Source organism: Paludisphaera borealis (genome assembly GCF_001956985.1).
Lineage (GTDB): Bacteria > Planctomycetota > Planctomycetia > Isosphaerales > Isosphaeraceae > Paludisphaera > Paludisphaera borealis.
Genome location: NZ_CP019082.1, coordinates 7,465,043 through 7,491,382, shown reverse-complemented (window position 1 = coordinate 7,491,382; position 26,340 = coordinate 7,465,043). Strand labels below are relative to the sequence as shown.

General features: G+C 65.5%; 26 protein-coding genes. 7 read left to right on the top strand and 19 right to left on the bottom strand.

From position 1 onward, the window contains the following. The first annotated feature begins 216 nt into the window (after positions 1 to 216). Positions 217 to 1,146, top strand: coding sequence for a replication initiator protein A (locus tag BSF38_RS29040; RefSeq protein ID WP_076350485.1), 930 nt, complete (start codon positions 217 to 219; stop codon positions 1,144 to 1,146). Positions 1,147 to 1,670: 524 nt separating this feature from the next. Here BSF38_RS29040 and BSF38_RS31050 read toward each other — a convergent pair. Beyond that, the gene (locus BSF38_RS31050) at positions 1,671 to 1,982 is read right to left on the bottom strand and encodes a hypothetical protein (protein WP_145952386.1); all 312 of its coding nucleotides are present in this window, start codon (positions 1,980 to 1,982) and stop codon (positions 1,671 to 1,673) included. A gap of 684 nt (positions 1,983 to 2,666) precedes the next feature. Here BSF38_RS31050 and BSF38_RS31045 point away from each other — a divergent pair. Next, positions 2,667 to 2,867, top strand: coding sequence for a type II toxin -antitoxin system TacA 1-like antitoxin (locus tag BSF38_RS31045; protein WP_145952385.1), 201 nt, complete (start codon positions 2,667 to 2,669; stop codon positions 2,865 to 2,867). A gap of 490 nt (positions 2,868 to 3,357) precedes the next feature. Here BSF38_RS31045 and BSF38_RS29020 read toward each other — a convergent pair whose 3' ends face one another. Continuing rightward, entirely contained in the window at positions 3,358 to 4,503 is a 1,146-nt protein-coding gene (locus BSF38_RS29020) for a TlpA disulfide reductase family protein (protein WP_237170673.1), read from the bottom strand. A gap of 136 nt (positions 4,504 to 4,639) precedes the next feature. On the opposite strand from BSF38_RS29020, the gene tnpC reads away from it, so the two are divergent. Continuing rightward, on the top strand, positions 4,640 to 6,082 hold the full coding sequence (gene tnpC, locus BSF38_RS29015; protein ID WP_076342953.1) for an IS66 family transposase: 1,443 nt from the start codon (positions 4,640 to 4,642) through the stop codon (positions 6,080 to 6,082). Here the strand turns inward: tnpC and BSF38_RS29010 are convergent. The 8 genes from BSF38_RS29010 to BSF38_RS28975 all read right to left on the bottom strand — a co-directional run bounded on the left by BSF38_RS29010 (position 6,001) and on the right by BSF38_RS28975 (position 14,056). Beyond that, positions 6,001 to 8,367 (bottom strand): M56 family metallopeptidase, encoded by a 2,367-nt coding sequence (locus tag BSF38_RS29010; protein ID WP_076350482.1) that lies wholly within the window; start codon positions 8,365 to 8,367, stop codon positions 6,001 to 6,003. The genes tnpC and BSF38_RS29010 overlap by 82 nt on opposite strands. Positions 8,368 to 8,871: 504 nt before the next feature. After that, on the bottom strand, positions 8,872 to 9,246 hold the full coding sequence (locus tag BSF38_RS29005) for a BlaI/MecI/CopY family transcriptional regulator (RefSeq protein WP_076350481.1): 375 nt from the start codon (positions 9,244 to 9,246) through the stop codon (positions 8,872 to 8,874). A 211-nt stretch (positions 9,247 to 9,457) separates the two neighbouring features. After that, positions 9,458 to 10,408, bottom strand: coding sequence for an NmrA family NAD(P)-binding protein (locus BSF38_RS29000; protein WP_076350480.1), 951 nt, complete (start codon positions 10,406 to 10,408; stop codon positions 9,458 to 9,460). A gap of 121 nt (positions 10,409 to 10,529) precedes the next feature. Beyond that, positions 10,530 to 11,012, bottom strand: coding sequence for a hypothetical protein (locus tag BSF38_RS28995; protein WP_076350479.1), 483 nt, complete (start codon positions 11,010 to 11,012; stop codon positions 10,530 to 10,532). An 83-nt stretch (positions 11,013 to 11,095) separates the two neighbouring features. Further along, on the bottom strand, positions 11,096 to 11,746 hold the full coding sequence (locus BSF38_RS28990) for a cysteine hydrolase family protein (protein ID WP_076350478.1): 651 nt from the start codon (positions 11,744 to 11,746) through the stop codon (positions 11,096 to 11,098). An 84-nt stretch (positions 11,747 to 11,830) separates the two neighbouring features. Then, positions 11,831 to 12,799, bottom strand: coding sequence for an alpha/beta fold hydrolase (locus BSF38_RS28985; protein ID WP_076350477.1), 969 nt, complete (start codon positions 12,797 to 12,799; stop codon positions 11,831 to 11,833). 222 nt (positions 12,800 to 13,021) lie between these two features. Further along, complete coding sequence (locus tag BSF38_RS28980) at positions 13,022 to 13,243, bottom strand: hypothetical protein (protein WP_145952384.1); 222 nt, start codon at positions 13,241 to 13,243, stop codon at positions 13,022 to 13,024. A 54-nt stretch (positions 13,244 to 13,297) separates the two neighbouring features. Beyond that, on the bottom strand, positions 13,298 to 14,056 hold the full coding sequence (locus tag BSF38_RS28975) for an SDR family oxidoreductase (RefSeq protein WP_076350475.1): 759 nt from the start codon (positions 14,054 to 14,056) through the stop codon (positions 13,298 to 13,300). A gap of 89 nt (positions 14,057 to 14,145) precedes the next feature. Between BSF38_RS28975 and BSF38_RS28970 the strand changes: the two genes are divergently transcribed. The 3 genes from BSF38_RS28970 to BSF38_RS28960 all read left to right on the top strand — a co-directional run bounded on the left by BSF38_RS28970 (position 14,146) and on the right by BSF38_RS28960 (position 16,827). Continuing rightward, entirely contained in the window at positions 14,146 to 14,625 is a 480-nt protein-coding gene (locus tag BSF38_RS28970) for a MarR family winged helix-turn-helix transcriptional regulator (protein ID WP_076350474.1), read from the top strand. A gap of 120 nt (positions 14,626 to 14,745) precedes the next feature. Continuing rightward, positions 14,746 to 15,780 carry an SGNH/GDSL hydrolase family protein gene (locus tag BSF38_RS31580; protein WP_076350473.1) on the top strand — a complete coding sequence of 345 codons (1,035 nt, stop codon included), beginning with the start codon at positions 14,746 to 14,748 and terminating at the stop codon, positions 15,778 to 15,780. A 12-nt stretch (positions 15,781 to 15,792) separates the two neighbouring features. Then, positions 15,793 to 16,827, top strand: coding sequence for a sialidase family protein (locus BSF38_RS28960; protein ID WP_076350472.1), 1,035 nt, complete (start codon positions 15,793 to 15,795; stop codon positions 16,825 to 16,827). Between the two features lie 10 nt (positions 16,828 to 16,837). On the opposite strand, the gene arsM is transcribed toward BSF38_RS28960, so the two are convergent. The 7 genes from arsM to BSF38_RS28925 form a co-directional block, all read right to left on the bottom strand. Further along, positions 16,838 to 17,725 carry an arsenite methyltransferase gene (gene arsM / locus BSF38_RS28955; protein ID WP_076350471.1) on the bottom strand — a complete coding sequence of 296 codons (888 nt, stop codon included), beginning with the start codon at positions 17,723 to 17,725 and terminating at the stop codon, positions 16,838 to 16,840. Positions 17,726 to 17,744: 19 nt separating this feature from the next. Further along, the gene (locus BSF38_RS28950; protein ID WP_237170672.1) at positions 17,745 to 18,470 is read right to left on the bottom strand and encodes a low molecular weight phosphatase family protein; all 726 of its coding nucleotides are present in this window, start codon (positions 18,468 to 18,470) and stop codon (positions 17,745 to 17,747) included. 67 nt (positions 18,471 to 18,537) lie between these two features. Next, entirely contained in the window at positions 18,538 to 18,912 is a 375-nt protein-coding gene (locus BSF38_RS28945) for an ArsR/SmtB family transcription factor (protein ID WP_076350470.1), read from the bottom strand. Between the two features lie 115 nt (positions 18,913 to 19,027). Beyond that, positions 19,028 to 19,309, bottom strand: coding sequence for an acyl carrier protein (locus BSF38_RS28940; RefSeq protein WP_076350469.1), 282 nt, complete (start codon positions 19,307 to 19,309; stop codon positions 19,028 to 19,030). A gap of 197 nt (positions 19,310 to 19,506) precedes the next feature. After that, complete coding sequence (locus BSF38_RS28935) at positions 19,507 to 21,231, bottom strand: bifunctional sulfate adenylyltransferase/adenylylsulfate kinase (protein ID WP_076350468.1); 1,725 nt, start codon at positions 21,229 to 21,231, stop codon at positions 19,507 to 19,509. Between the two features lie 51 nt (positions 21,232 to 21,282). Beyond that, the gene (locus tag BSF38_RS28930) at positions 21,283 to 21,702 is read right to left on the bottom strand and encodes an RrF2 family transcriptional regulator (protein ID WP_076350467.1); all 420 of its coding nucleotides are present in this window, start codon (positions 21,700 to 21,702) and stop codon (positions 21,283 to 21,285) included. Between the two features lie 48 nt (positions 21,703 to 21,750). After that, positions 21,751 to 22,473, bottom strand: coding sequence for a phosphoadenylyl-sulfate reductase (locus BSF38_RS28925; RefSeq protein WP_076350466.1), 723 nt, complete (start codon positions 22,471 to 22,473; stop codon positions 21,751 to 21,753). A 197-nt stretch (positions 22,474 to 22,670) separates the two neighbouring features. On the opposite strand from BSF38_RS28925, the gene BSF38_RS28920 reads away from it, so the two are divergent. Further along, positions 22,671 to 23,246 (top strand): rhodanese-like domain-containing protein, encoded by a 576-nt coding sequence (locus BSF38_RS28920; RefSeq protein ID WP_076350465.1) that lies wholly within the window; start codon positions 22,671 to 22,673, stop codon positions 23,244 to 23,246. Positions 23,247 to 24,181: 935 nt separating this feature from the next. Here the strand turns inward: BSF38_RS28920 and leuD are convergent. Together leuD and leuC are read right to left on the bottom strand one after the other, a co-directional pair. Further along, positions 24,182 to 24,847 (bottom strand): 3-isopropylmalate dehydratase small subunit, encoded by a 666-nt coding sequence (leuD, locus tag BSF38_RS28915; protein ID WP_076350464.1) that lies wholly within the window; start codon positions 24,845 to 24,847, stop codon positions 24,182 to 24,184. A 71-nt stretch (positions 24,848 to 24,918) separates the two neighbouring features. Beyond that, positions 24,919 to 26,325 (bottom strand): 3-isopropylmalate dehydratase large subunit, encoded by a 1,407-nt coding sequence (leuC, locus tag BSF38_RS28910; protein WP_076350463.1) that lies wholly within the window; start codon positions 26,323 to 26,325, stop codon positions 24,919 to 24,921. Positions 26,326 to 26,340: the final 15 nt, after the last annotated feature.

Here is a 26,340-nt window from a genome sequence, read left to right as displayed (position 1 = left end):
GGCGTCAGGGTGCGACAGCACCGTTGGACAAGCCGACGCCCGTGTAACGCCGCACAAGCATACGCGTGCAATGTGATAACGTCATAACCTCAAGATTGGCGGGCCGTGCCGATCTCTTCGCGGCGGCACGGGATCGGCTGGGAGCAAGCCGGTTTTGACACGGCGTCGCGCCGGTGCTATGGTGCCGCGCATGACAGTCAACCCGAGCGACGCGCCATGACCAAACGGCTTCCGCCCAAGGGCGATCACCAGCCCGACCTATTCGCCGCCAATTTCGCCGACATTCCCATCCGCGACCAGCGCGACACGATGGAACGGCCGTTTTTCAGCCTGGCCAAGAAGCCCCGTTTTGCTCCGATCGAATACCATGTCGGCGGCACCTGGGTCGAGGTGAGCGCCAACCCGAAATTCGGCCTGGCGACCATCTGGGACGCCGACATCCTGATCTGGGCGTCCACGCAAGTCACCGAGGCGATGGATCGCGGCATGGCACCGAGCCGCACCATCCAGTTCCATCCGCATAATCTCCTGAAATCAATCCGCCGGCCTACGGGAGGAGCCCACTATCTGCGCCTGCGGGCGGCCCTCGAACGGCTCACGCACACGGCTGTGCGAACCAACATTCGAGGAGTGGGCAAGAAAAAGACCGCTTCCTTTCATTGGCTGGAGAGCTGGACGGAAGTCACCGACGATCAGAGCGGCGAGACCATCGGCATGACCATGACGCTTCCTGATTGGCTGTTCCAGGGGATCATCATGAAAGGCGGCGTGCTGACCATCCACGAGGATTATTTCCTCCTCACCGGCGGCATCGAGCGATGGCTCTACCGCGTCGCCCGCAAGCATGCCGGCCAGCAGGAAACCGGCTGGCAGTTCACGATGCGCCAACTCCACGAGAAATCCGGCTCCAGCTCGCGCATGTCCGACTTCGCGCTCGACGTGCGCAAGGTCGTCGAGCTGAACAGCCTGCCGGAATACAGCGCCGAAATCCACAAGAACGGGGAGGGGGAAGAAGTGGTCGGCTTCCTGAAGCGTGACCGGTTTTCGGTCAGCGACCCGCGCTTCGAGACGACGCGGCATCCGAGGCGGCGGACTGGGCGGGGGATTACGGCCAAGGCCTTGAATTTCAACGCCCTCATCGAGTGACCGCACGGCCTATCAGGCGCAGGGACACGGCCTATTAGGCGCAAATCCGCCGCTGATTCCTGGAAAAGAGCCTTCCCAGTGGCTGAAATCTTCGGAAAACCCCCTTGTAGGACGACAAAACCACGTGTTTTCCCGGATACGGCCTATTAGGCGCAGGATTTCCCCGGAGTATCGGAGTATTGCCGGCGCTATCGACGAGCGGGGCCGCCTGTGGATTAGCACGGCCTATTAGGCGCACCAGGCACGGCCCAATAGGCGCATTCCCGCACGGCCTATTAGACGCAAAGACACGGCCTATTAGGCGCAGGGATCGCCTGTTTCCCAAAAGAAATCAGCCACTTGCCGAGACCCTAACTGTTTAACTCTAAGTATCATATTTAACTTACTTAACGTGATCCCCTTGTGGATAAAACGGCCTGTGCAGGTCTCAGGCTTCCGTCCGTAGCCACGAAATGGAACCCGCATCCCCATTTCGGTCGCCTTGCGTCACGTGCCATTCGACCCTCTGGCTATCAATCCCTCTATTACGCACGCAAGCATTTAGCTTGCTTGGCAAGCCGTGCGGACTGTGGTATCCTATGCTCTATGAGCAGGGTCTGCACTAAAGGATTGATATCATTACACATCAGCAATGGGAGGTGATTGAGCGGACGCTGGCCGGGCTTTCCGTGGACGAAAAGCGAGAAATCGCCGGACGAATCCTTCAATCGATCCAGCCGGAAATCCCCATCGCCGACCGCACCCTCCGACAACGTGAAGCGTTGAACCGGCTTTGCCAGTCGGTCGATTCGATGCCCGCCGCCGATCACAGCGACGGCTTGAGCAACCGCGACCACGACCGCCTCATCTACACGCGATGATCGGCGTCTTCGTCGATACGGGAGCCTGGTTCGCCCGTTTCGTTCCTACCGATCCAGACCATGCCGCCGCTAAAGCGTGGCTTGACTCCAACACCCAACCGCTAATCACGACTGATTACGTGGTTGACGAGTTGTTGACGCTGCTCAGGATACGCAGCGAGTTCCAACGCGCCCTCGTAATAGCGCCGCAGCGCGCCGCAGCTCCTCCGAAGCGAGATCTGCGACCTTGAATGGGTCACCCCACGCGATGTGAACGACGCTTGGCGGATTTTCTCCACCTATCAGGACAAGGGCTGGAGCTTCACCAATTGCGTCAGCCGAGCGGTGATGGACCGGCTTGGAATCGTGACGGCCTTCGCATTCGACGATCATTTCAGGCAATTCGGAACCGTCAGCGTGGTGCCCCAGAGGGGATGACCGTAGCTTGGATGCCCCGCATTCGCATTCAGACGGTCTTCAGGACGGCGTCCCGGCCCGATTGGCTACCCGACTAGCCAAAGGGGTCTTTCCCTGCTGTACGGCTCTCTAATCCAAACCTTGAAGCATCCCCGCGTCGCGCTTCGGCGGCCCGTGCGCGATCGCCTCACACCCACTTGACCATAACTCCTAAACGACCCATGCTGCCAAAGGACGAATCGCCGCTGTTTGGAGGGGAGAGGTATGGATCAGGAAGTGAGATCAAACGACACCGAGGAGCCGGTCGGCATCCCTGAAGAAGATTTCCGCTTTGCGGAGCAAACAACGACACCCTTTGCCGACCGCGACCGGGATCATTTCCTTCGCATGCTGGATAACCCGCCAGCGGCGAACGAGGCGTTGCGGCGTGCATGCACCAAACACGCAGCCGAAACGGCGAAGTAGGGATAGAGAAGATTGGGCAGGGGATTGCTGACATGCACGCCGGGCGGACGCAGCCCGTCGCCGAGGTGCTTGCGGAGATCAGGCGTCATCTGGGGCTGCCACCCGGCTCACGACACAGGTTGGAGGCGGTTCGCCTCCACTACAGTTGAACCGTCCGCACCAGCGCGAGGATCGCGCCTACGATGTGCGGCGGCAGAACCGGCCATTTCCCAATGACTTCCAGCAATTCCGGAGGCTGTGCCACTGCCTCCCGGCCCATTTCCGGCCACCGGCACCCCGGGTTTCCGCAAAGCATAGCATTCAAAGTATTTACAGCATTCGGACAGCGGGTGCAATTCCCGCCGCCTCCACTCCTTACGTCAACTGACTGCTCCTGACAGTCGCTGACACAAAACGACGAAACCCCTTCCCCGGAAGGGGTTTTTTCGTTGGCTCATGATGGGTTTCGGGGGGAGGCCAACATTGGGGCGATGGACTGAAACGGACGCTCCTACTTCAAGAGCTCGCCGGCCTTGTTGACGGCTTCGGAGAATTGGCCGATGAAGACGATCCTGCCATGGCGATCAAGCACCGCCGTCCCTGGAATGCCACGGACGCCGTATGCCGCGAACGTCGCGCCGAACCAGCCCGATTCCGAGGATGGACGGTCGATAGCGAGCGGATAGGCGAGCCCGCGCTTGGCGGCGAACTCGGACACCTCTTTGACGGTCCCGCTGCTGTCGTGCAGGCCGATGATCCGGATGTCCGTCCCCTTGAAGTGCTCGACCGCCTCGCGGACCTCGGGCAGTTGCCCGATACAGGGCCCGCAGGAGACGCCCCAGAAATCCACTAGCACGACCTTGCCGTCGAGCTTCGGAGCCTCCGTCTTGCCGGTCTGGTCGAGCCAGACGGCCGGCTTGATCGACGGCGCCTGGTCGCCCGGTTTGACGGGCGGGATGAAGCGCTTCCTGGTCAAGGCGACCTGATCGGCCCACGCGACGAGATCGGTCACGGGAGCCCTCAAGACGCCGCGGTACGTGTCGTCTCGGCCGTCGCGGTAGTCGAGGATCAAGGCCCCGGCGGGCAACTTCGTGGCGAAGATCTCGGGGGGAATCGGCGAGGTGAGATCAACCGACTCGATCCTCTTGATCCAGATGGTGGTGATTCGATCCCGTTGGATGTCGGCCTCGACGCTCAGGCTGGGGAAAACGAGCCCTTCCGGCGTCCCCTTGGGAGCGAATCCCCAATATTCCTTACGTGATTTCCCGTCATTGTAAGACATCGTATCGCGATACACGAAGCCAGTCTTTTCATCGGCGACGACTCGCGCCGCTGGATCACCGGTCTTCTCCAGCGTCACCGTACCGTCGGCCCGCCTGGCGATTGCCCCATCCCCACTGTAGGAGCGAGCAAAGTCGGCGACGCCGGCGACGTGGATCCGCACCGCACACTTCTCGGAGTTATCGCAAAGATCGGCCTGGGCGTTCCCCCTGCTGAAGCAGACGGTCTCAAAGCCATTGAAGACGTTCTGGTCGCCAGGAGGAACGATCAATTCCTCCCGCCGTCTCGGATCGTCGCTGATCAGGTCGAAGGTGACGCCGCTGGCGGGCTCGGCGTCGGGGAACGTCTTCTGGATCAGTTCGATCACCGGCGGCACGGCATCGCGGTCGAGCGCGTCCAGCAGGCTCGTGAACGCGGCGGGGGCGATCCCTTCGGCGGGCTGGTAGTACCGCGACGGTAAGCGGTCACGGCCTGGTATTGAACTTTGCCGTTGAGGGCGCTATACCGTCGTAATGACGAACGCGCCGCCGATCCCCGAGGAGCTTTGGAGTAAAGTGCCGCCTGACGCGCAGGCGGCCGTCGCCGCCGTGTTTCTGGCGACACAGCGGCGGATCGACGTTCTGGAGCGGCGGATCGCCGATCTCGAGGCGCGGCTGAACCAGAACTCGACCAACTCGTCGAAGCCGCCGTCGTCGGACCCGATCGGGGTGAAGCGGAAGCCGCCGGCGCCGCCGTCGCGACGCAAGCGGGGCGGACAGCCCGGGCATCGCAGGGCGGTCCGGCCGCTGGTTCCGCCGGAGCAGCTCGACTCGTCGACCGACTGCAAGCCGACGTCGTGCCGGCGGTGCAAGGGGCCGCTCGACGGCGTCGATCCGGCGCCGTTGGTCCATCAGGTCGCCGAAATCCCCCGGTTCGATCCGTGGGTGGATCAGTATCGGTTGCATCGTCTGACCTGCCCCGGCTGCGGCGCGTCGACTTGCGGCACGCTCCCCGAGGGGGGCTCCGCGAGTTGTTTCGGCCCGCGGCTCCAGGCGGTGCTGGCGACCCTGGCCGGGGCCTATCGGCTGAGCAAGCGGCAGATCCGCCAGTTGGCCGGCGACTTGCTGGGGCTGTCGATCTCCACCGGCATGATCGCCAAGTTGGAGCGGCGGTCGGCCCTCGCCCTGGCCGAACCCCACCGCGAACTGGCCGCGGCGGTCCACGAGGCGGCCGTGGTCAACGTCGACGAGACCGGCTGGCGCGAGCAAGGCCGTCGGGCCTGGCTGTGGGCGGCGACGACCCCGACCGCCACGGTCTTCGCGATCGCCGCGAACCGCTCCGGCGAGGTCGCCCGAAGCCTGCTCGGCGACAGGCCGGACCGGACCGTCGGCAGCGACCGCTTCAGCGCGTACAACTGGATCGCCGCGGCGGACCGGCAACTGTGCTGGAGCCATCTCCGCCGCGATTTCCAGGCGATGATCGACCGCGGCGGGGTCGGCGCGAAGTTCGGCGGCCGGCTGCTGGGGTTGTCGAACCGGCTGTTCCGGATCCATCGCAAGGCGCGCGACGGACTGCTCGGCGGAGCGACATATCAAAAAGCGATCGGCGGTCTGGAACGGCTGGTCCACGCGACGCTGGAGGCCGGCGCGCGGTGCGCGAGCGAGCGGGCGGCCGGTACGTGCTCGGAGCTGTTGCGGCTGGAAGCCGGGCTGTGGAACTTCGCGCGGCGGCCGGGCGTCGAGCCGACCAACAACGTCTCGGAACGCGCGGTGCGTCACGCCGTGATCTGGCGACGGATCAGCGGCGGGACCGCCAGCGCTTCGGGGAGTCGGTTCGTCGAGCGGATGCTGACGGTCGTCGCCACCTGCCGACGACAAGGCCGCAACGTGCTCGACTATCTGACCTCCGCCTTCCAGGCCCATCGCGCGGCCCTCGCCGTCCCATCGCTGACCCCGCCCTCAGTCGGCTCGTGCTGATTCAACAGCGCCGACCCGTGAACGGTTACCCGCGACGCCCGCATCCGCCCTCGCCTCGCCAAGACCCTCTGCGCCTCCCACCGTTCCTGCAATCGTCGGACGACTTCGTCCTTCGAGTTTGGCGTGCGGGAGGGGCGAGCGTCGGGGGCGGGGACGGGGCGGAACCTGAATCGGACGACTTCCGGCCTCCCCGCCACGATCATGGCCAAGGGGTTCTCGGCGTCGATCGGCTCGAAGCCGGGCACGCGATCGGCGAAGTACCGCCGCGCCCCCGGAGACGCGATCACGGCGAGCCGGCCGTCGGTGCCCGTGGCCGGGTGATCGACGTAAACCGTCTGGCTCGCGACCGGCCGGCGCACGCGAGTCGTGTCGGTCTCGTAGGCGAAGCGGACGCCCGCGATTCCCTTCCCGGTCGCCTCCTCGACGGCCTCGAACGTCAACGGCGCGCCCGCTTCGAGCTGGACGTCGACAGCAGTCTCTTTCGTCCCTTTCGCGACCTTGAATGGGAGTTCGGTGACGACGGCGACAACGCCGGACGGGGGCTCGGCTCGGAGCGTGTAGTCGTCCGGCTGAAGATGCAGGACGGCCATGCCTTGGGCGTCCGTCGTGGCGATCGCCCCGCTCCGCTGGATCTTCGACCCGCGGGCGATCACCGTCGCCCCGCCCGCAGCGCCGCCGGACCCGGCGAGGGTCGTCCGGACGCGAACGGTCCCCGGGACGGTGAAAACATGATCCAGAACACCATCATGTCCGAGACTTTTGATGTCGGCGAATGATTCCTTCGAGGTCGCGATCGTGAGCGTGCGCGGTTCGTAAGTGGGTTCATGGTCGATCAAGGCGAGGAACTTGGTCTCGCGCGGCAGCCCTTCGATTGCATACTTGCCGTGCGCGTCGGTGTGAGCCGATCGCCGCGACTCGGGCAATGAGGCGACTCCCCTGAACGCGACGTCCTCGCCGGTCGGGGCGATGGCCGAGCAGTTCCATGTGCCCGAGCCTCCGGGGCTGCGGACGTTGTTGATGTACCCGACCTGGACCAGCGCGCCCTCGACGGGCTTTCCCGCGTCGTCCGTGACCGTGCCGCTCAGTCGGGCAGGGGGGCCGAAGACCAGGTCGGTCGTGACTGTCTCCCCTTCGTAGAATGCCACACCGGCCTCCTTCGCATCGGTCTTCGCGGGACGCGGCCCGGGCCGGTAGCTCTGGGTCGCATGCCAGGCGAACGCCTTGCCGGAAACCCAGCCGGAGACCTCGAATCGCCCCTCGGTCGGCTTCGGAATCGCGCCGGGGGGCGGGGTCAAGACGGGTAGCGAGATGTCTCGAAGCACGAAGCGACCGTCCGTCCCGGACGTCGTCTTGCCGAGGAGCATGTCCCCCGAGTACATCGGGTTGTCGTTCACGACCTGGATGTCCGCGCCGGGCGCCGGGAGGCCGTCTTGGTCCAGGGCGCGACCGGTGATGATGATGGTCGCCACCTGTGCGTCGTAGCCGCCGGCATGCCGCCGGATCGGACCGGTCTTCTGGGAAGGCTCGCGTTTTTCTTGGGGGGCGGTGGGTTTTTCCTCCATCGCCGCGGCCTGTCGCTTCTCGTCGCCCGGCTCGGCGCGGCTGATCCCCAGGCTCCCGATAAGGAACGCCGACAGGCACAAGGAGAGCATCGCGGGCACGGTGAGGCTCCTGGGCGGGTCGTGTCGAAAAACGCGACGGTTGAGGAACGTGATCCGGCGGCGGACGTCGGACGCTCGGGCCATCGCCAGGCCATACGCCCCCGCAGTGCGACCGGACATCCGCAGGGCGAGCCGCGCCAGGGCTCGACCGTAGGAGGCGACGTCGCCCATCGCGTCCACGGCCACCGCGTCGCATACGGCGTCGCAGGCCGCGGCGTGCGTCTCGCGGGCCTTCCAGACGAGCGGATGGAACCACAGCAGGGTCGAGGTCGCGTGGAGGGCGTAGTTCCACATCAGGTCGCGGCCTCGAACGTGCGCCAGCTCGTGGCAGAGGAACGCCTGTAAGTCCTCACGGTTCGATTCGAGGTCGGTACGGGCCGGCAACAGGAGGACCGGCCGCCATGCCGAGGCGATGCACGGAGAGAGCACTTCGGCCGACCTCGCGACGCGAACCGGCCCTGAGCAGCCGAGCCGGGCGGCGAGCGCGGCGCACTCCTCGGCCAACGTATCGGAGGCGGCCTCGGCGCGCTCGATGACGCCGGAGAGCCGGCGTGCATCACGAAAGAGCCTGAACGACAGCAATCCGACGGCCGCCGCCCAGACGAGCAGGAGCCAGACGCCCAAGCGGACCCGCCCGAAGGCCTCGCTCGCTTGACTGCCGGATGATTGCCGGCCCGTGGGGGGACCAAAGGATTCTGGAGCAGGGATCGTCTTGGGGGCGACGTGGACCGGTTCCGCTCCTCGCTCCACGGCGCTCGGCGACTGCTGCCGGACCGGCGTTCTTGGACCCGATTCCGGAGCCTCTGGAAACATCAAGACTGGCGGAGCGACGGGGGCGGTCTTCGCGATATCCGCCGAGCCGATCGCGTCTGGCGGGGCTGCGCCGGCGAGACGCAATGGAATGACCGGAGGAGCCCAGGCGAGGATCGCGATGGCGGCCGCGCCAAGCGGCATCCCCCGCCACAGGGCCACCCGCCACCGTGGATTACGCCCGGCGAGCGCTGCGTGAGCCATCCAGATCAATGTGAGGAAGGCCGTCAACTTCGCTACCAGGACGAACATGGCCAAAGTCTCCTCGGCGCGGGGGAGTCACCCCTCGAATCCCCTGAGCATTTCCGTCTCCCGGCTTCAACTGCCGGACGCTTTCGATCCTTCCTCGTCGGCGAGCCGCTTCAGGGCGATGAGGTCCTCCTCGGTCAGCTTCTCCGACTTGATGACGTTCATCACCAGGGTGCGGACAGAACCGCCGCAGCAGGCCTCGGCCAGCTCGTCGAGCATCGTCCGGAACGCCGAGCGGGACCGGGTGATCGCCTTGTAGTAATACGCCTTGCCCTCGCGGCGACGGCTGACGTGCCCCTTCTCGAGCAGCACGGTCAGATACGAGCGGATCGCCGGGTTCTTGATCGGCTCCGGGAAGAGCTCTTGCAGCTCGGCGGGCTTCAATTCGCCATGGGCCCAGAGGAGGCTCATGACCTTCAATTCCCCCGATGTGAAACGCGGCATGGTCGGCTCCTGAGGTCGTCGATGTGCAGAGGTTACCGCACATGAAAGACCGCGCCAAGGCCCATGTGCAGGATGTTCTGCATTTGCTCTCGCCCCGCCGATTGAGGAAGAGCCAGCCCGATTGCGCGGTGGATGAAGCGGCGGCGGCCCATTCCCCGCATGGCGGGAAAGCCGCCGTGGCTCCTGTTGAGCGATTCGAACCACCGGGACGTCACCGAGATTCCGGGACCGTCGCGGGCTGGGTTCTTGAACCGAACAGCTCGGGATGCTTGGCGACGTACTCGCGGATACTCGTCGCGGGCCTTCCCGTGATCGCCTCGACGTCGTGTGTGAGTCGATCGTAGCGGTTGTCGGCATGGAGTTGAGCCATGACGCGGATGTGGTCAAAGACATGCTTCGGCAGGCCGCTCGCGCGAAGCACCCGATCTTGCCACTCCTTCATCGGCTCATCGACGTAGCGGACGGGTCGCCCGAGGGCTTCGGAATATTCCGTCGCCACGGCTCGCATGTCCTCCGATCGCGGCCCGGTCAATTCGTAGACCTTCCCGACATGAGCGTCTGGATGTTCCAGGACGGCCGCGATCACCTCCGCCACATCTCGGACGTCGACGGGCGATGTTTTCGCGGCGCCGAACGGCAGGCAGATCGTGCCGTCCTTCGCGATCGAATCGGCGGCCCACTGCGAGAAGAAGAAGTGCTGGAGGAAGACCGTCGCCCGGACGTGCACCACGGGCAAGCCGGACCAGTTCAGCGCCTGTTCGCCCAGCCAGTGCATGCGCTGCTGGAGGGAGTCCGTCATCGCGGTCAGGCTCATCTCCGAGACGGTCAACTGGGAGATGTTGACGAGCACCTCAAGGTCGCCGCGCTCGCGGGCGACGGCGGCGGCGGTGACGGTCGCCTCCAGATAGGATGCGGACACGCTCATGCCGAAGTACATGCGTCGGCACCCTTCCAGGGCGCGCGCGACGTCCTCCGGCCGGGTGAGATCGCCGACGACGACTTCGGCCCCGGTTGAGCGAAGGGCCTCGGCGCGCTCGTCTTCCGTTCGAACCAGCGCCCGGACGGGCAGATCGCGCTTGCGGAGGATCTCGACGATCTCTCCACCCACTCCGCCGATGCGCCCCGCGGCGCCCGTGACGAGTATCGGTGCATTGATCGACATCGAAGCAGCTCTTCTTTCCGAGCTTGGAGCCGGCGCGACGGCGACTCACGCCGGCTCGTTGAAAACTTGCCTTGCGCTGAAGCGACGCGGATTGACTTCATGGGCGACGTCGCCCGTCTCATCACGACGCCGTGACCGGTTGTTCGCGGAACCTTTTCGCCGCGAGAGCGCCGAGGACGACGAACGCCGCCATTGCGACGAGTTGAGCGGCCACGAAGGGGGGCTCCGTCTGGTTCGGCGCGAGCGACTTGAGCGCCGGGACCTTCTGGAAGGACTGCACGATCAAAACCAGGAAGTTGAGATAGAAAGCGAACACGGCGCCAACGACGTACACCCGACGCCAGACGCCCGTGAGACGGCGGGAGTAGCGAGCGTAGATCACGGGCGTCAGCACCAGGAGTGAGATCAGGCCGAGAGCGAGCCCGGGCGTCATGCCGTGGATCGGGAACATGAAGCCGGTGATGCTCGTCGCGACCGTGGTAGCCAGGAAGAACGCGGTCCAGCGGTCGAACCGCTTCCCGGCGATCATTCCGAATACGACGATGAATCCCGAGACAATCGCCGCCAGGCTGATGGCAACGTGAATGAGCGTGAAAGTCGACATAATTGAGCAATGCCTTGATTTGTCGCTTTGAACTTCCTGAAGACGCTCGATCGCCCATCGCAAGTGAGAAGCTGAGGGCCTATCTATGCCTGCATCGCGTTCACCGCCTCGTCGGTAGTCAGCACCGCGTTGGCGATGAATTTATAGTTGACGAGCGCGGCCTGATAGCCGTCGCCGAGTTGGGGGTGCCGGGGCCCGGCCGTCGCGTCCTTGACCACGGCCACCTCGAACCCCTGCTCGATCAGTTCACGCAGGTGGCTCTCGACGCACAGATTCGCGAGCATCCCCGCCAGGACGATCTTGTCGACGCGGCGCTTACGGAGTTGCAGGACGAGGTCGTTGGTCTGCGGTCCCCACACCTTGTGGGGGCTGACCACGATCGCCTTGCCGTCTTCGATGAACGGCTTGTAGCTATCGAGCCAGTCGGCCCCCGAGCCGGGCAACCCGTCGAGGCTGAGCGGGTCGTGGCGAAAGAACTCCTTGCTCTCCAACATCATCCGTTCGACCGCCCCGCCGAATCGCCACGCCTGGTCGGCCGGGTAAAGGTAGTGAGGGGAGATGAAGACGCCGAAACCACCATCCTTCGCGGCTCTGAAGAGTCGTGCGATGTTCTCGACGGTGTTGTTCTCCTTGACGCTGTCGCCGACCAGCCCCCAGGAGACGCCCGTCTCGCTCAAGACGTCGTTCTGAGGGTCGATGACGACGACAGCGGTGTCCTTCTTGTTGATCTCCATCGTGAAGCTCCTCGTTGCCGGTCGTTATTGTGCATCGAAGGAATCTCCGGAAACGTCGAGGCCACGCTAGGGAGACATCGGTGTCTACTGTTGCGTCACATGCTTGTCGAGGAACTCCCGCATCAGTTTGGCGATCTCATCGCCGTTCGTTTCCAGGGCGAAGTGTCCAGCGTCGAGCAGGTGGTACTCCAACGTCTTCAGGTCGCGCTTATAGGGCTCGGCGCCGGCGGCCGGGAATATCTGGTCATTCTTCCCCCAAGCGATCAGGACCGGCGGCTGGTGCTTGCGGAAATACTCCTGCCAGCTCGGGTACAGCGGCGGGTTGCTGCCGTAGCTGAGGAACAAGTCGAGCTGAATCTCGTCATTCCCCTTGCGATCGAGCAAGAACTGGTCGTGGGCCGCCCCGTCCGGGCTGACGAGCTCTAGGTTCTTGACCCCGTGCGTGTACTGCCACTTGGTCGCCTCGTAAGTAACCAGCCCACGAATGGCGTCACGCTTCTCCCGGCTTTTCGGCTCCTTCCAGTACGCCTTGATCGGCTTCCAGAAGTCATTGTCGAGCCCCTCGTCGTAGGCGTTGCCGTTCTGCACGACGATAGCGGTGATGCGCTCCGGGTGCTTGACCGCGAGCCTGTAACCGACCGGCGCGCCATAGTCCTGCACATAGAGGGCGTACTTCGTCAGGCTGAGCTTCTCGGTGAACTCGTCGACCACCTTCGCCAGATTGTCGAAGGTGTAGGTGAATTTGTCATGTGTCGGCATCGAACTATGGCCGTAGCCGGGGTAGTCCGGAGCAATCAGGTGATACTTATCTCCCAGGGCGGGGATCAGCTTGCGGAACATCTGCGAGCTGGTCGGGAAGCCGTGGAGCAGCAGCACTGTCGGGGCGTCCTTGGGCCCGGACTCGCGGTAGAAGATGTCCAGATCGCCGACTTTCACGGTCTTGTGGAGCACCTCCACCGGTTGCTGAGCCGAGACGCAGTCGGTCAGGCCGAGGGCCAACGCCGCAGCAGCCACTAGGGACAGGGGCAAGTGGGAGTTTGTCGTGCGGATCATGATCCTGTTTCCGTACGCGGGTGAGGACGGTCTTGGTGCGATTGACGCCAGAATGCCGGACTTGAGCGACGACATCAAGATGCGCGTCGATTCTATAGGTGAGAAGTCGCCGAGTCGGTCGTGGTCGACATCGCCGCGCCCATCATAACGGCGTCCATTCATGCCATCTTCGGTTGGCGGGCAACAGCTCGCCTTTGCGGTTCATGCGCCGTCGGAATTCTTCTACGGGCCGAGATTCATCACGGGGCTGTTGGCCACGAAGGGGACGATGCTCTCGTCCTCGTAGCGGAACGCCTTGAGGCTGCCAACCAGATTGCGTGACGGCGCAAGATCCTCCCACCCGATCACTCCAACTCCAAGGCCAGCCCGCCGCAACGCCTCGTCAATGCGAGCCTGAAGGGACTCGTCCCCGTGGTGCTCCTTGACCATCCGCAGATTGCTCACGCTGTGCTCCTCCACGTTCGGAGTGATCGGGATGGGCGATCCCGTACGAACCGGTCACCAGGGCAGGGGCTCGCCGACGTGAGAAAAGCCGCCGGTCGGGCCGTTGTCGGGCAGGGTCGCCAACAGCACGCTCGTCTTGCCCCCCTCGGAAAGTTCCATCGGGGCCGCCGAGCCTCCCATGTCCGTTTTCACCCAGCCCGGATGGGCCGAGTTCACCTTGATCGCCGTTCCCTTCAGCTCGTGGGCCAGGTGGACGGTGAAGGCGTTGAGCGCCGTCTTCGACGCGTCATAGGCGAACGCCTTCATTCCGTAAATGGGCGACTGCGGGTCGGAGTGGAGCGCGAGCGACCCGAGGATGCTTGACAGGTTGACGATCCGCCCCGCCGGAGATTTGCGGATCAGAGGCAGCAACGTCTGTGTGAGGGCGACGACGGCGAAGAAGTTCGTCTCGAACGTCCGTCGGAGGATGTCGGACGACACCGTGGACGTCGTGTTGACCCCGTTGGGATCGCCGAAATTCGCCTCGTCCAGCGCGACGCCCGCGTTGTTCACCAGGATGTCGAGCTTGCCGTATCGCTCCTTCAGATGCCGGGCGATCTCCTGGTGATCCTCCGGCCTGGTCACGTCGAATCGGACGGCCTCGACCTTCTCAATCCCTTCGGCTCGGAGCGCGTCGGCGGCCTCGCGGCCGTTCGCCTCGTTCCGGCTGCCGATCACGACGGCGACGCCCAACCGCCCGAGCCCCCGCGCCGTCTCCAGGCCGATTCCCTTGTTCGCCCCGGTGATGAACGCGACTTTGTCTTGCGATGCCATGGTCTCGCTACTCGTTGTGACGGATCTCGATACCGTTCCGGGATGGGCTGTCTCTTGACCAGCCGACTTTACCTGCATATACAGATAATATGGGAGACGTCAAGGACCTGACCGCCGGGAAACGCCAGCCGACCGTGACGCCGTGCCTCTGCGCGGCGTTGCGCCAAGCTTCGCGCGCCGTGACCAGGATCTACGATGCGGAGCTTCGGGAAACCGGTCTGAGGACGACCCAGCACGCGCTGTTGAAGCTGCTCGGCCGAGCGGGCGAGGTGCGTCAGAGCGACCTGGGCGAGATGGCGTCCCTTGATGATACGACGCTGACCCGCGGCCTCCGTCCGCTGGTGAAAGGCGGCTGGGTGACGATCCGACCGGGCTCGGATCGCCGGGAGAAGTTGATCGCGATCACCGAGGCGGGGAAAGAAAAGGTCGAAGAGGCCCGCGCGGCGTGGTTGAGGGGCCAGGAACGGATGCGGCGAGCCTTGCCTGTCGGGACGTGGGAGTTACTTTTCGAGGCGTTGCCGGAGGTCGCGAAAGCCGCCTCGAAAGCGACGTCGGGCGACGCGTCGTGATCCAGTCGCGTAGGAACGCCGAGCCCTCCGACACACGACCCTTGCCTCGTCCTCCCCACGCGCCCAACATGGTGCGACGGCCCTCGGCCCTGATCCCTCGCACCGAAGGAAGGACGCTCCATGCGCAGCCTGGCGCTCTCGCTTTCGATTCTGCTTCTCGGCTCCGTACTCGCGCGTGCCGAGGACCGGCCGCCGCTGGCCGGGGTGCGCCGCGTCGTCTTCCTCGGCGACAGCATCACGTATGCGGGCCAGTACGTCGAATATGCCGAAGCCTATCTGCGGGCCAGAAACCCGGCGCTCCGCTGTGAGTTCCTCGGCCTCGGCCTGCCCAGCGAGACCCTTTCGGGCCTCACCGAACCGGGCCACGCCGGGGGGGCATTCCCGCGTCCCGACGTCCACGAACGGCTCGACCGGGTGCTCGCGACTCTGAAGCCCGACCTCGTCGTCGTCTGCTACGGGATGAACGACGGCATCTACCATCCCTTCAGCGAGGAGCGGTTCCAGAAGTTCCGGGACGGGATGCAGTCGTTGCGGGACAAGGCGAAAGCGGCCGGGGCGAAGGTGCTCCACGTCACCCCGCCGGTGTTCGACCCGGCGCCGATCAAGGCGAGCACGCTTCCGGCGGGCCGAGACGAATACCGGCAGCCTTACGAGGGCTACGACGAGGTGCTGAACCTCTATTCCGCGTGGCTCCTGGCTCACCGAGGCGTCGGCTGGGACGTCGTCGACGCCCATGGCCCGATGGAGCGCTATCTCGCCCGGGAGCGACGCCGCGACCCCAACTTCCGGCTCGCCGACGACGGGGTGCACATCAACGCCGCCGGGCACTGGCTGATCGCCCGCGCGATCCTCCTGCACTGGGGAATCCCGGCTCGTGAACTCGACGACCAGAGCGCCGAGCAGGCGCTGGGCAAGCTGCCGCGCGGGCTCGACGTCCTGAAGCTGGTCGAGCGCAGGCAGCGGTTGCTCAAGGACGCCTGGCTGACGGCGATAGGCCACAAACGGCCCGGCATGGCCAAGGGATTGCCGCTCGAAGAGGCCGAGAAGCAAGCGGGCGAACTCGAAGCCGCGATCCGCAAGTTGTCGGAGAAGCCCGCCGATCCTCAAACCGTGCGGCGAGGGTACACGATCCCGCTGATCGATCTGGCCCACTAGGAGCAGCGCCAGGTGATCGTGGACCGCGAGAAGGGGCAGTATCTCGGCCATCCCACCACGGTGCTGCTCGAAGACGGCAAGACGATTCTGGCCGTCTATCCCAAGGGCCACGGCCGAGGGGCCGTCATCCTGAAGCGCAGCACCGACGGCGGCCGGACCTGGTCGGATCGCCTGCCCACGCCCGAGAACTGGGCCACCTCTAAGGAGACCCCCACTATCCACCGCGTCGTCGATCGGGCCGGCGTGAAGCGGCTGATCCTGTTCTCGGGCCTGTTCCCGATCCGGTTGTCGGTCTCCGAGGACGACGGAACCCACTGGACGCCGCTGGCGCCGATCGGCGACTTCGGCGGCATCGTGGCCATGGGCAGCGTCGAGCGCCTGAAGAACGGCGATTACATGGCCCTGTTCCACGACGACGGGCGGTACTTTCACGGCGAGGGCAAGGCGACGAAGTTCCGGGTCTACAAGACCGTCTCGAACGATGGGGGCCTGACCTGGGGCCGGCCGGAGGTCGTCGCCGAGCACCCGACCGCACAGCTTTGCGAGCCGGGCCTGATCCGCTCGCCCGACGGCAACCAGATCGCCGTGTTGCTCCGCGAGAACAGCCGCAAGCTCAACGCGTTCGTGATCTTCTCCAACGACGAGGGCAAGACCTGGACCGAGCCCAGGGAACTGCCGGGGGCCCTGACTGGCGACCGCCACGTCGGCAAGTACGCCCCCGACGGCCGGCTGTTCATCTCGTTCCGGGACATGGCGCACGAGAGCCCGACGAAAGGCGATTGGGTCGGCTGGGTCGGCACTTACGACGACATCGTCCAAGGACGAGAGGGGCAGTGCCGAGTGCGGCTGATGGACAACACCCAGGCGTTCGACTGCGCCTATCCCGGCGTCGAGGTCCTGCCCGACGGCACGTTCGTCGCCACCACGTACGGGCACTGGACCGCGGGCGAGCCGCCGTACATCGTCAGCGTCCGCTTCAAGCTCTCAGAACTCGACGAACTGGCGAAGCCGCGGCCGAAGGTCGACGCCAAGCGCGGGACGGAGTGATCCACGGTCCTCAGCGCGGCTTGACGGCGTAGACCTTTACGCTGGCGGCGTAGTCATTCACGTCGTAGCGTCGGAGGAGATCGGCCAGGCGCGCGTGGAGCGCCTCGTCCACGACTGCCGCCGGGCCGACCGCGCAGCAACCCGCGTCGACGACGGCCAGGCCCGAAGGAGTCGACGCCGGGGGAGGGCAGCATGCCGCCTGGTTCTCGACCTTGGCGTAGGCGTTCAGGTCCGCGCCGCTGTCGACGACCTCGACGTGGGCGAAGCCGGCTTCGGTCAGGCCCCGGCGATAGTCCTCGATCGGGATCGCGCCGGCGATGCAGCCCACGTAGGCCATCAGGTCGTCGCCCAGTTCGGGAGGCAAGTCGCGCTTCAGGGCGATGTCGCTGACCGCCAGCCGTCCGCCGGGCTTCAAGACCCTGGCGATCTCATGGAAGACGGCGGCCTTGTCGGGGGCCAGGTTGATGACGCAGTTGGAGATCACGCAGTCCACCGAGGCGTCGGCCAGCGGCAGCTTGTCGATGGTGGCGAGGTGGAACTCGACGTTGGTCAGTCGCGATTTCTCGGCGTTGTCGCGGGCCAGTTCGATCATCTCGGGGGTCATGTCGACGCCGACGGCCCGGCCGGTCGGCCCGACCTTCCGCGCCGCCAGGAACACGTCGAGGCCGCCGCCGCTGCCCAGGTCCACGACCGTCTCGCCCGGCCTCAGACCGGCCGTCGCGGTGGGATTGCCGCACGAGAGGCCCATGTTGGCCTCGGCGGGGATCGACGCCAACTCGTCGGGCGAGTAGCCGAACGCCTCGGCCACCGCCTTGATCCCCTCATGGGCGGTCGAGAGGCCGCTGGCCGCGACCGAACCATACTTCGATTTTACAGCCCGAGTGATCGTATCGGACATGGTGATTCTCGTCTCCGTCTTAGCGGGTTGAGGGTTGGTCGAGGCGGTTTCGCACCTGCATCATCACGCAGAGCATGAGCCGCCCGATGTCGTCCCGACGTTCGGCGTACTTGAGGGTTTCGTAAGTGCTGTCGTCGTAGATCTTGGGGTCCAGGTAGGGCATCGAGATGCGCAGGGACGCCCCCTTGACCACCGGGCACGCGGCGTCGGCCTCGCCGCAGACCATCAGGGCGGCGAAGCCTCGCTGGGGGTTGGCGGGGTCGAAGTAGGTCTTCGAGAACTCCATCGCCTCCAGACCCGAGTCGCCCCATCGGACCTGGTAAATCGGATTGGCCGTCTTCGGCTCGCCCCGAGACGCCTCCGCGCCGGTGGGTTCGATCTCGACGCCGATCTCCTTGAGGCAGGAGACCGTGCGGGAATTGAAGGCCGTCGGAGCGGTGCCGCCGCTGTGGAATCGAATCTCGGGCATCCCATAGTAAGCGGCGGCGATGTTGCCCATCGTCGAGCCGAGAATGCTCCGGCGACTGTTGCCCGTGCAGACGACCGTGACGTGGAGCGGCTCTCCAGGCTTGTAGTTCTCGGCGATCCAGGCGGCGAGCTTCTCACCCGCCTCACGATGGGGCTCGTCGATCAGGTCGAACGACGTGGTCAGATAGTCGGCGTGGGCCGCGACTTTCGGATTCAGCCGCTTGCGGGAAGCGGGCGATTCGCTTCGGGCTGCTCGATCGTGTCTTGATGCGTCCATGAGCCCCTCCCTCTCGCCTCATTGGATATGCTTGGGCGAATATAGTCGAGTAAAAAAAGTCAAATCATCAGCCCTCGCCGCCGCAGCACGAGACGGCCCGGCCGAGTCGTTCGAGGTCTTCCTTGAACACCTCCGGATCGCCCAGGCAAGTGCCGAGGCATCCGAGAAGGATGCGGTTCAGCCCCGATTTGGACCGGGTTAGTTTGTAGTGGACCCACAGGCCCTCCTTGCGTCCGACCACGACCCCGCTCTTGCGGAGATAGGCCAGGTGGCGCGAGACGGTCGGCTGCGGCAGGTCGAGGGCCTCGTGGAGATGGCAGACGCAGATCTCGCGATCATCGGAGAGCAGGTTCAGAAGCCGCAGGCGCACCGGATCGGCGAACGCCTTGAGCGTCGTCGTTGATTCGTCGAGGCCAGTGGATGTCGTGCGCGTCGTCTTCATGCGTCTAGGCGAATATAAAAGGGCGCGGCCGGTTCGTCAAGCGGCCGGAGGGGCAGGGGATCGAGAAGCTCGCTGCGGGAATTCAACCGACGCGCCCGTTCCAGATCATCCCGCCTCAGGCCGACGTTGAACCCATCTCCAGCGAACGCCCGACCGTCTTCTTGGCGAAGACGAGTTCGAGCAGGTCGCCGACGGTTTTGACTTCGAGGAGTTCTTCCATCGCCAGGCGGATGCGGAACTGGCGTTCGACGCGCATGACGAGGCCGACGACGTCGACCGAGTCGAGGCCGAGGCCGGTTCGAAGGTCGACCGCGTCGTCGTCGAGGTCGTAGGGCTGGCCCATCTCGTCTTCGAGAAGGCCGACGAGAGTCGTTCGGAGCGATTCACGATCCGTCATGATCGGTTCCTGTAGGTGAGTCGCGTCGCGAGCCGTCGCACCCGGCTCGGGCGGCCGTCGCTCCCGCTCGCGGGCTGCAAGGGATGCGTTGAATATACCGTGTCTGGGTTTTCGATCAATTCCGGCTTGGGAGTGAATGCGAACAGGCCCCCCGGGAGACGGTGCCCGCGGCGGGCCTGTTTGGGCGGCGCGGCCGCTCAGGCGGAGATGTGGCCGTGCGGCAGGATGTAGCCGAGGGCCAGGAGCTTCTCGATGATCTTGTCGACGCACTCGGCGACGCCGAGCGAGCCGGTGTCGAGCGTCACCTCGGGGTTTTCCGGAGCTTCGTAGGGGTCGTCGATCCCCGTGAAGCCCATCGGCTTGCCTTCGGCGACGGCGGCGCGGGCCTTGGCGTACATCCCCTTGACGTCGCGATTCTCGCAGACGTCGATGGGGGTCGAGCAGTAGACCTCGACGAAGTTCCCCTTCGACTGCTTGCGGGCTTCGTCGCGGATCGTCTTGTATGGGCTGATAACCGAGCAAAGCGTGGTGCCGCCGTGCTGGGCGACCATGCCGGCGACGTAGCCGACGCGGCGGATGTTGATGTCGCGGTCTTCCTTGCTGAAGCTCAGGCCCTTCGAGAGGTGCGTGCGGATCTCGTCGCCGTCCAGGAACGAGCAGTTGCGGCCGTACTCGGCGAGCCGCTCGACGAGCGCCTGGGCGACGGTGCTCTTGCCCGAGCCGGAGAGGCCGGTGAACCAGATTGTCAGGCCCTGGCGAAAGGCCGGGGGATTGGTTTCGTTGAGGATCTCGGCCACGGCCGGTCGGCTGAACCACTCGGGGAGCTGGAGCCCCTTCGCCAGGTAGTCGTCGCGGACCTGGGCGTCGGAGATGTCGGCGGTCTTGACGCCGGCGGGAACCTCGTCGACCGGCGCGTAGCGGTCCTCGTCGGGGAGGAAGACCATCTGCTTGAACTCGACCATCCCCACGCCGATCTCGTCCTTGTACTTCGCCATGGCTTCCTGGGCGGCGTACGGCTCGTAGAACGGCTTGCCGGTCGAGTCCTTGCCCGGTCCGGCGTGGTCGCGGCCGACGATGAAGTCGGTGCAACCGTAGTTGCGGCGGATGATTGCCTGCAGCAACACCTCGCGCGGGCCGGCCATCCGCATGGCCAGGGGCAGGAGGCAGAGCACGGCCGTTCCCTTGTCGTAGTAATTGTCGACGAGGGCCCGGTAGCAGCGGACGCGGGTGTAGTGGTCGACGTCGCCGGGCTTGGTCACGCCGACGACCGGGTGGATCAGCAGGCCGCCGCCGATCTGCTCGGCCGCGCGCTTGGTGAACTCTTCATGGGCGCGGTGCAGCGGGTCGCGGGTCTGGAAGGCGACGATCTTCGACCAGCCCTGCGACTCGAAATGCTCGCGAAGCTCGCGAGGGGGGCGCCGCAGCTCGACGAAGTCGTAGTGAGGAGGGATGCGGACGACTTCGAGGCGGCCCGTCGCGTAGTGGTTGGGGATGCGGTCGAGGTAGGCGACCGACGGGTGCTTCTTGTCGAGCGAGCCGTAGGCGTGCTCGGCCTCGGCCTGCTTGTCCGGCTCGTAGATCTCGTCGATGTGGAGGAAGGCCAGCAGGTTGCCGTAGACGTCGCGGAGGGCGAGGGCCTTGCCCACGGCGACGCCCTCGCCGGGGGTGACCGGCAGGACGACCGGCAGGGGCCAGAGCATGCCGTCGGCGAGCCGTTGCTCTTTGACCACGCGATCGTAGTCGGCCTTGTTCATGAAGGTCTTGAGCGGTGAGTACCCGCCGACGCTCAGCAGCTCGAGGTCGCAGATGGCGCGCTCGTCGAGCGTCTGGCTGGGGTAGTCCTTGGCGGAGGCCTTCATCTCGGCGGCCCGCTCGGGGCCGACGATCAGGTCGACCAGGAGCCCACCGTACGGGGAGTTCAGCCCCGGTTTCGTAGACGTCGCGGAAATCTCGATACTCCTTCCGGTATCAAATCAAATCGTCCACTCGTGCGGTGAGGTTTGCGCGACGAGCGCGGCGATGGTGGTCTGGTCGAGAACGGTCCGCTCCGCCTCGCGGACCCGTTCCCAGAGACGGCCCAGAATCTGGGTGGCGCGTCGATTGGCACGGGGGATGTCGCGAGGGGCGAGGTCCGGTCCGTCGATGGCGGACAGGACCTCGCTGACCGAGATCGACTCCGGCGATCGGGCGAGGCGGTAGCCGCCGGACGCCCCTCGGGTGCTGGAGACCAGCCCAGCCCCCTTCAATTGCAACAGGATCTGCACCAGGTAACGCTCGGGGATTCCGTGCAGCTCGGAGATCTCCCGGATTCGCAGCGGGGTCGATTCCTGGCCGTGCTGGGCCAGGGCGAGCACGGCCAGGCAGGCGTATTCGGCTTTCGCGGATACCTTCATCAGGTCCAGAACCTTTGGCCGCGGAACGCCCGCGCTTGACGACCCACCTTAGAGTTGACTGCTGTCGAGCGAGTGCAGGCCGCACTCCGTCTTCGCCTGACCCGCCCACCGCCCCGCCCGCTCATCCTGACCAGCGCCCACGGCCTTGGTGCAAGGAAAGCAGCCGACCGACGGATAACCCACGTCGTGAAGCGGGTTGTACGGGATCTTGTTGGCGACGATGAACGCCCAGACGTCGCGCCGGGTCCACTTCAACAGCGGATTGATCTTCACCAGGCTGAACTTGGCGTCCCAGCCGATGATCTTCGAGTACGCCCGGTCCGCCGACTGGTCGGCGCGGATCGCCGTGATCCAGGCTTCATACCCCACCAGCGCCCGCCGCAACGGGACGATCTTGCGGTCGTAGCAGCACTGGTCGGAATTCGACGTGTAAACCGGCCCGCCGTGCTCGCGCTCGTATTCGGCCGTCGACTTCTCGGCCCGCACCATCTCGACCTCGATCCCATAGCGATCGGCCAGACGGTCGCGCAGCTCAAGCGTTTCCGCGAACTGATAGCCCGTGTCGAGATTGAAGATCCGAACCTTCGGACCCACCTGCGACAGCATGTGGATCAGAATACACCCCTCGGGCCCGAACGCCGTGGCCATCGTCAACCGAGAGCCGAATCGCTCGACTCCCCACCGCAGAATCTCATCCGGCGTCGCTTCGGCGAGCGTCGCGTTGATATCCGCAAGTTCCTCTACCGAAAACGATTCGGTCGCAGTAGCCATGGCCTGTTCTGCTCCAAGGGGACGATCGGAACGGTGGCAATCATAAGTTACTTACAGATCAAAGTCAACATTCGGGGAATGGACCGCTCGGGTTTGGGGCGAGACCCGGGAAACGGTCGTGGGTGTTATAATCAGGACGGCTCGCCCGAGGCGGGATTCAGGGGGATGGTTGGGACGAAGCAGGATGGAGGAACGCCATGGAGCCGACGCGCGACGACTCGATTCGGACGATCACGCCCCGGTCGCTCTTTGAAGTTTACGAGGAAGGCAAGCCTGTCGAGCTGATCGACGTCCGGACTCCGGCCGAATACCGCGAGGTTCACGCGACGATGGCCCGGCTCGCGCCGCTGGAGCGGCTCGATCCGATCGCCCTCGTCGGTGCTCGAACCGACGGGAACGAAACGCTTTACGTCATATGCCGAACGGGGGCGCGGAGCAAGAAAGCGTGCGAGGCGTTTGCGGCGGCGGGTTTCGGCGACCGCGTAGTGAACGTCGAGGGGGGGACGCTGGCCTGGGAGAAAGCCGGGCTGCCGGTGGTTCGAGGCAAGAAGACGATCTCGCTCGAGCGCCAGTTGCGGATCGTCGCCGGCGGCATCGTGCTGGGGGGCGTGGTGCTCGGGGCGGTCGTCGACCCTTGGTTCAACCTGCTGGCCGCGATCGGCGGGGCGGGGCTGATCTTCGCCGGCGTGACCGACATCTGCCCGATGGCGATGGTTCTGGCCCGGATGCCCTGGAACCAGGCGGGGGGATCGTCGGCCTCGTGCCGACCCTGAGATCCGACCCGGCCGCCGCCGATCTTGGGTTCGTTCGCGCCGTTTTCCCCCCTCGGCGATGGTCCCACGCCCGCCGCCGCCGCCCCGGATCGGCCGGGGGAGCGATTGGGTTCGATCGTTCAAGTTCTCGCGCCAACGGCCCGCCCCTGACACCGAGAATCGATTTTAACCTCATCGCATGAAACACCTTATCGCTAACGACGCCCGCCGCTGATTTGGGTTCGTTCGCGCCGGTTTTTTTCGTTGATCACGTCTTTCGCCCCGCTGAACTCGTCCCGCCGGTCGCCGGCCGGGTCGAGGGGGGCGATTGGGTTCGATCGTCCCGGTTCTCGCGCCAACGGCCCGCTCCCTGCATTCCGAGACCGGCCGGCGACCGCCCACCGGAGGCCCCCGGAATTTGGGTTCGATCGTCGCGTTCTTTGGCGACGGTCAGCCTGTTCCGCTGCCGGATTGACAAAGATCGGCGAGGCGCGCAGTCGTCCTCTATGAGTGAATATGCTCCAGACCGCCGTGATTGCGCGTGCGAATCCGGGGGATTTTGGGGAAAATCCCGAGGCGATTCTCATCCGACAGCTCTGAAAATTCCGGTCTGTGGTTTGCCGTAGGGGCACCCCTTGTGGGTGCCCGATCGCCGAGCATGAGCGGTCGGGCACCCACAAGGGGCGCCCCTGCCAGATCTGGGCGACCGCAGGCCCCCATCTTCATCAGGCCGGGTGCCGCCTCGGCGGCATGACCGATTGCTCCGAAAATAGCCCGTGGGACGATCGAGGAGCGAAAGGGAAGGAAGCCCGAAGCGCCAGCGAGTGAATTCCCCGCTGGCCGACCGGAAATTCACTCGCTGGCGCTTCGGGCTTCCATTCGGAGGCCGCCCGCGTGACTCCTCGTCAGCTCATTTTCATGAGGTTGGGTGTCGCCACGGCGGCTTGACGATTCGTTCAGGACGAGACCGCGTTGAGCCACGGAGACGCGGCTTGCTCGTAGCGGCGGATGTCGGGCTCGTACTGGAGCGTCTCGGAGATCGCGTCGAGCCCCTGGAGCAGGCGCTGACGCTGGGTTTCGGGGATCTCGAACGCGACCTTGGGCTCGGGGTCGCGGCCGTCGTGGACGACGATGGTCTGGGTCTTGAGGTCGACCGTGGCCTCGACGCCCCCCGGCCCGCCGGCGTCGGCGATGAGCTTCCAGTCGGCCTCGGGGACCTCGATGACGAGGAGCCCGTTGTTGAGCGCGTTGCCCTCGAAGATGTCGGCGAAGCCTTCGTTCTTGCCGGGGGCGATCAGGACGCGGTAGCCGGCCTGGGCGATGGCCCAGACGGCGTGCTCGCGGCTCGACCCGCAGCCGAAGTTCTTGCCGACGACGAGCACCGTCGCCCCCTTCGACTCGGGGCGGTTGAGCGGGAATTCCGCGTTCAGCGCGCCGTGAGTCTCGGGGGCGTCGATCGACGGCGAGCCGCCGGGCTCGTACCGCTTGTCGGCGAAGAGCAGGGTGCCGTAGCCGGTCCGCTCGATCCGCTTGAGGTAGCGGGCCGGGATGATGAGGTCGGTGTTGACGTCGGTCCAGTCGAGGACCGCGATCTTGCCGCGGTGGACGATGAAGGGTTTCATGTTGGGGTCGTCAGCCTTCGTTCGATCGGATGAGTGAATAAGAGCGATATCCGGGACGCCGGGCGCGGTCCTCAGCGGGCCAGCAGCCTGCGGACGTCGGTGAACCGGCCGGTGACGGCGGCGGCGGCGGCCATGGCGGCGCTCACCAGGTGGGTCCGTCCGCCGGGCCCTTGACGGCCCTCGAAGTTGCGGTTGCTCGTGCTGGCCGCGCGCTGGCCGGGCTGGAGGCGGTCGGGGTTCATCGCCAGGCACATGCTGCACCCCGCCTGCCGCCACTCGGCGCCGGCGTCGAGGAACACCTGATCGAGCCCCTCGGCGTGAGCCTGGCTGCGGACCTGCTCGCTGCCCGGCACGACCAGGGCGCGGACGCCGGGCGCGACGTGGCGGCCCTGGAAGACGTGGGCCGCGGCCCGCAGGTCTTCGATCCGTCCGTTCGTACACGAGCCGATGAACACGACGTCGATCGGGATCTCGCTGATCGGCGTGCCGGGGGTCAGCCCCATGTACTGGAACGCGCGGGCGGCCTCGTCGCGCTGCGCCGGGGGGAGTTCCGCGAGCGTGGGGACATGGCCGGTCGCGTCGACGGTCATCGCCGGGTTCGTCCCCCAGGTCACTTGCGGGACGAGCGCCGAGGCGTCGATCTTGACGTGCGCGTCGTGGACGGCGTCGGGATCGGTCGCGAGCGTCTTCCAGTCGGCGACCGCTTCGTCAAACGCCTTGCCCTTGGGCGCGAACGGGCGGTCTTTCCGCGCCAGGTATTCGAAGGTCACGTCGTCGGCCGCGATCAGGCCGGCGCGCGCGCCGGCTTCGATCGACATGTTGCAGACGGTCATGCGGCCTTCCATCGAGAGGGCGCGGATCGCCGGCCCGTAATACTCGATGACCGAGCCCGTTCCGCCGCCGGTGCCGATCGCCCGGATGACCGCGAGGATGATGTCCTTGGGTTCGAGCCCGTCGGGCAGGGTCCCGGTCACCTCGACGCCCAGCGACCTCGGCCGCCGGCCTTGCCAGAGGGTCTGGGTGGCCAGGACGTGCTCGACCTCGCTGGTGCCGATGCCGAAGGCCAGCGCGCCGAACGCGCCATGGGTGCTGGTGTGGCTGTCGCCGCAGACGATCGTGGTTCCCGGCAGTGTCAGGCCCAACTCGGGGCCGATGACGTGGACGATCCCCTGACGGCCGCTCTTGATGTCGTAGAGGGTCACGCCGAACTCGCGGCAGTTGGCGCGGAGGGTTTCGATCTGCCGCCGCGAGAGCAAGTCGCGGATGTCGAGCTGGTCGTCCGTGGGGACGTTGTGGTCGATCGTGGCGAACGTCAGATCCTTGCGGCGGACCTGCCTGCCCGCAAGCCTCAGGCCGTCGAACGCCTGGGGGCTGGTGACTTCATGCACCAGGTGCCGGTCGATGTAAAGGAGCGTCGCCTCGTCGGTCGTGGACAGGACGTGGCGGTTCCAAACTTTCTGAAACAATGTTTCTGGCATGCCCGATCTACCTCG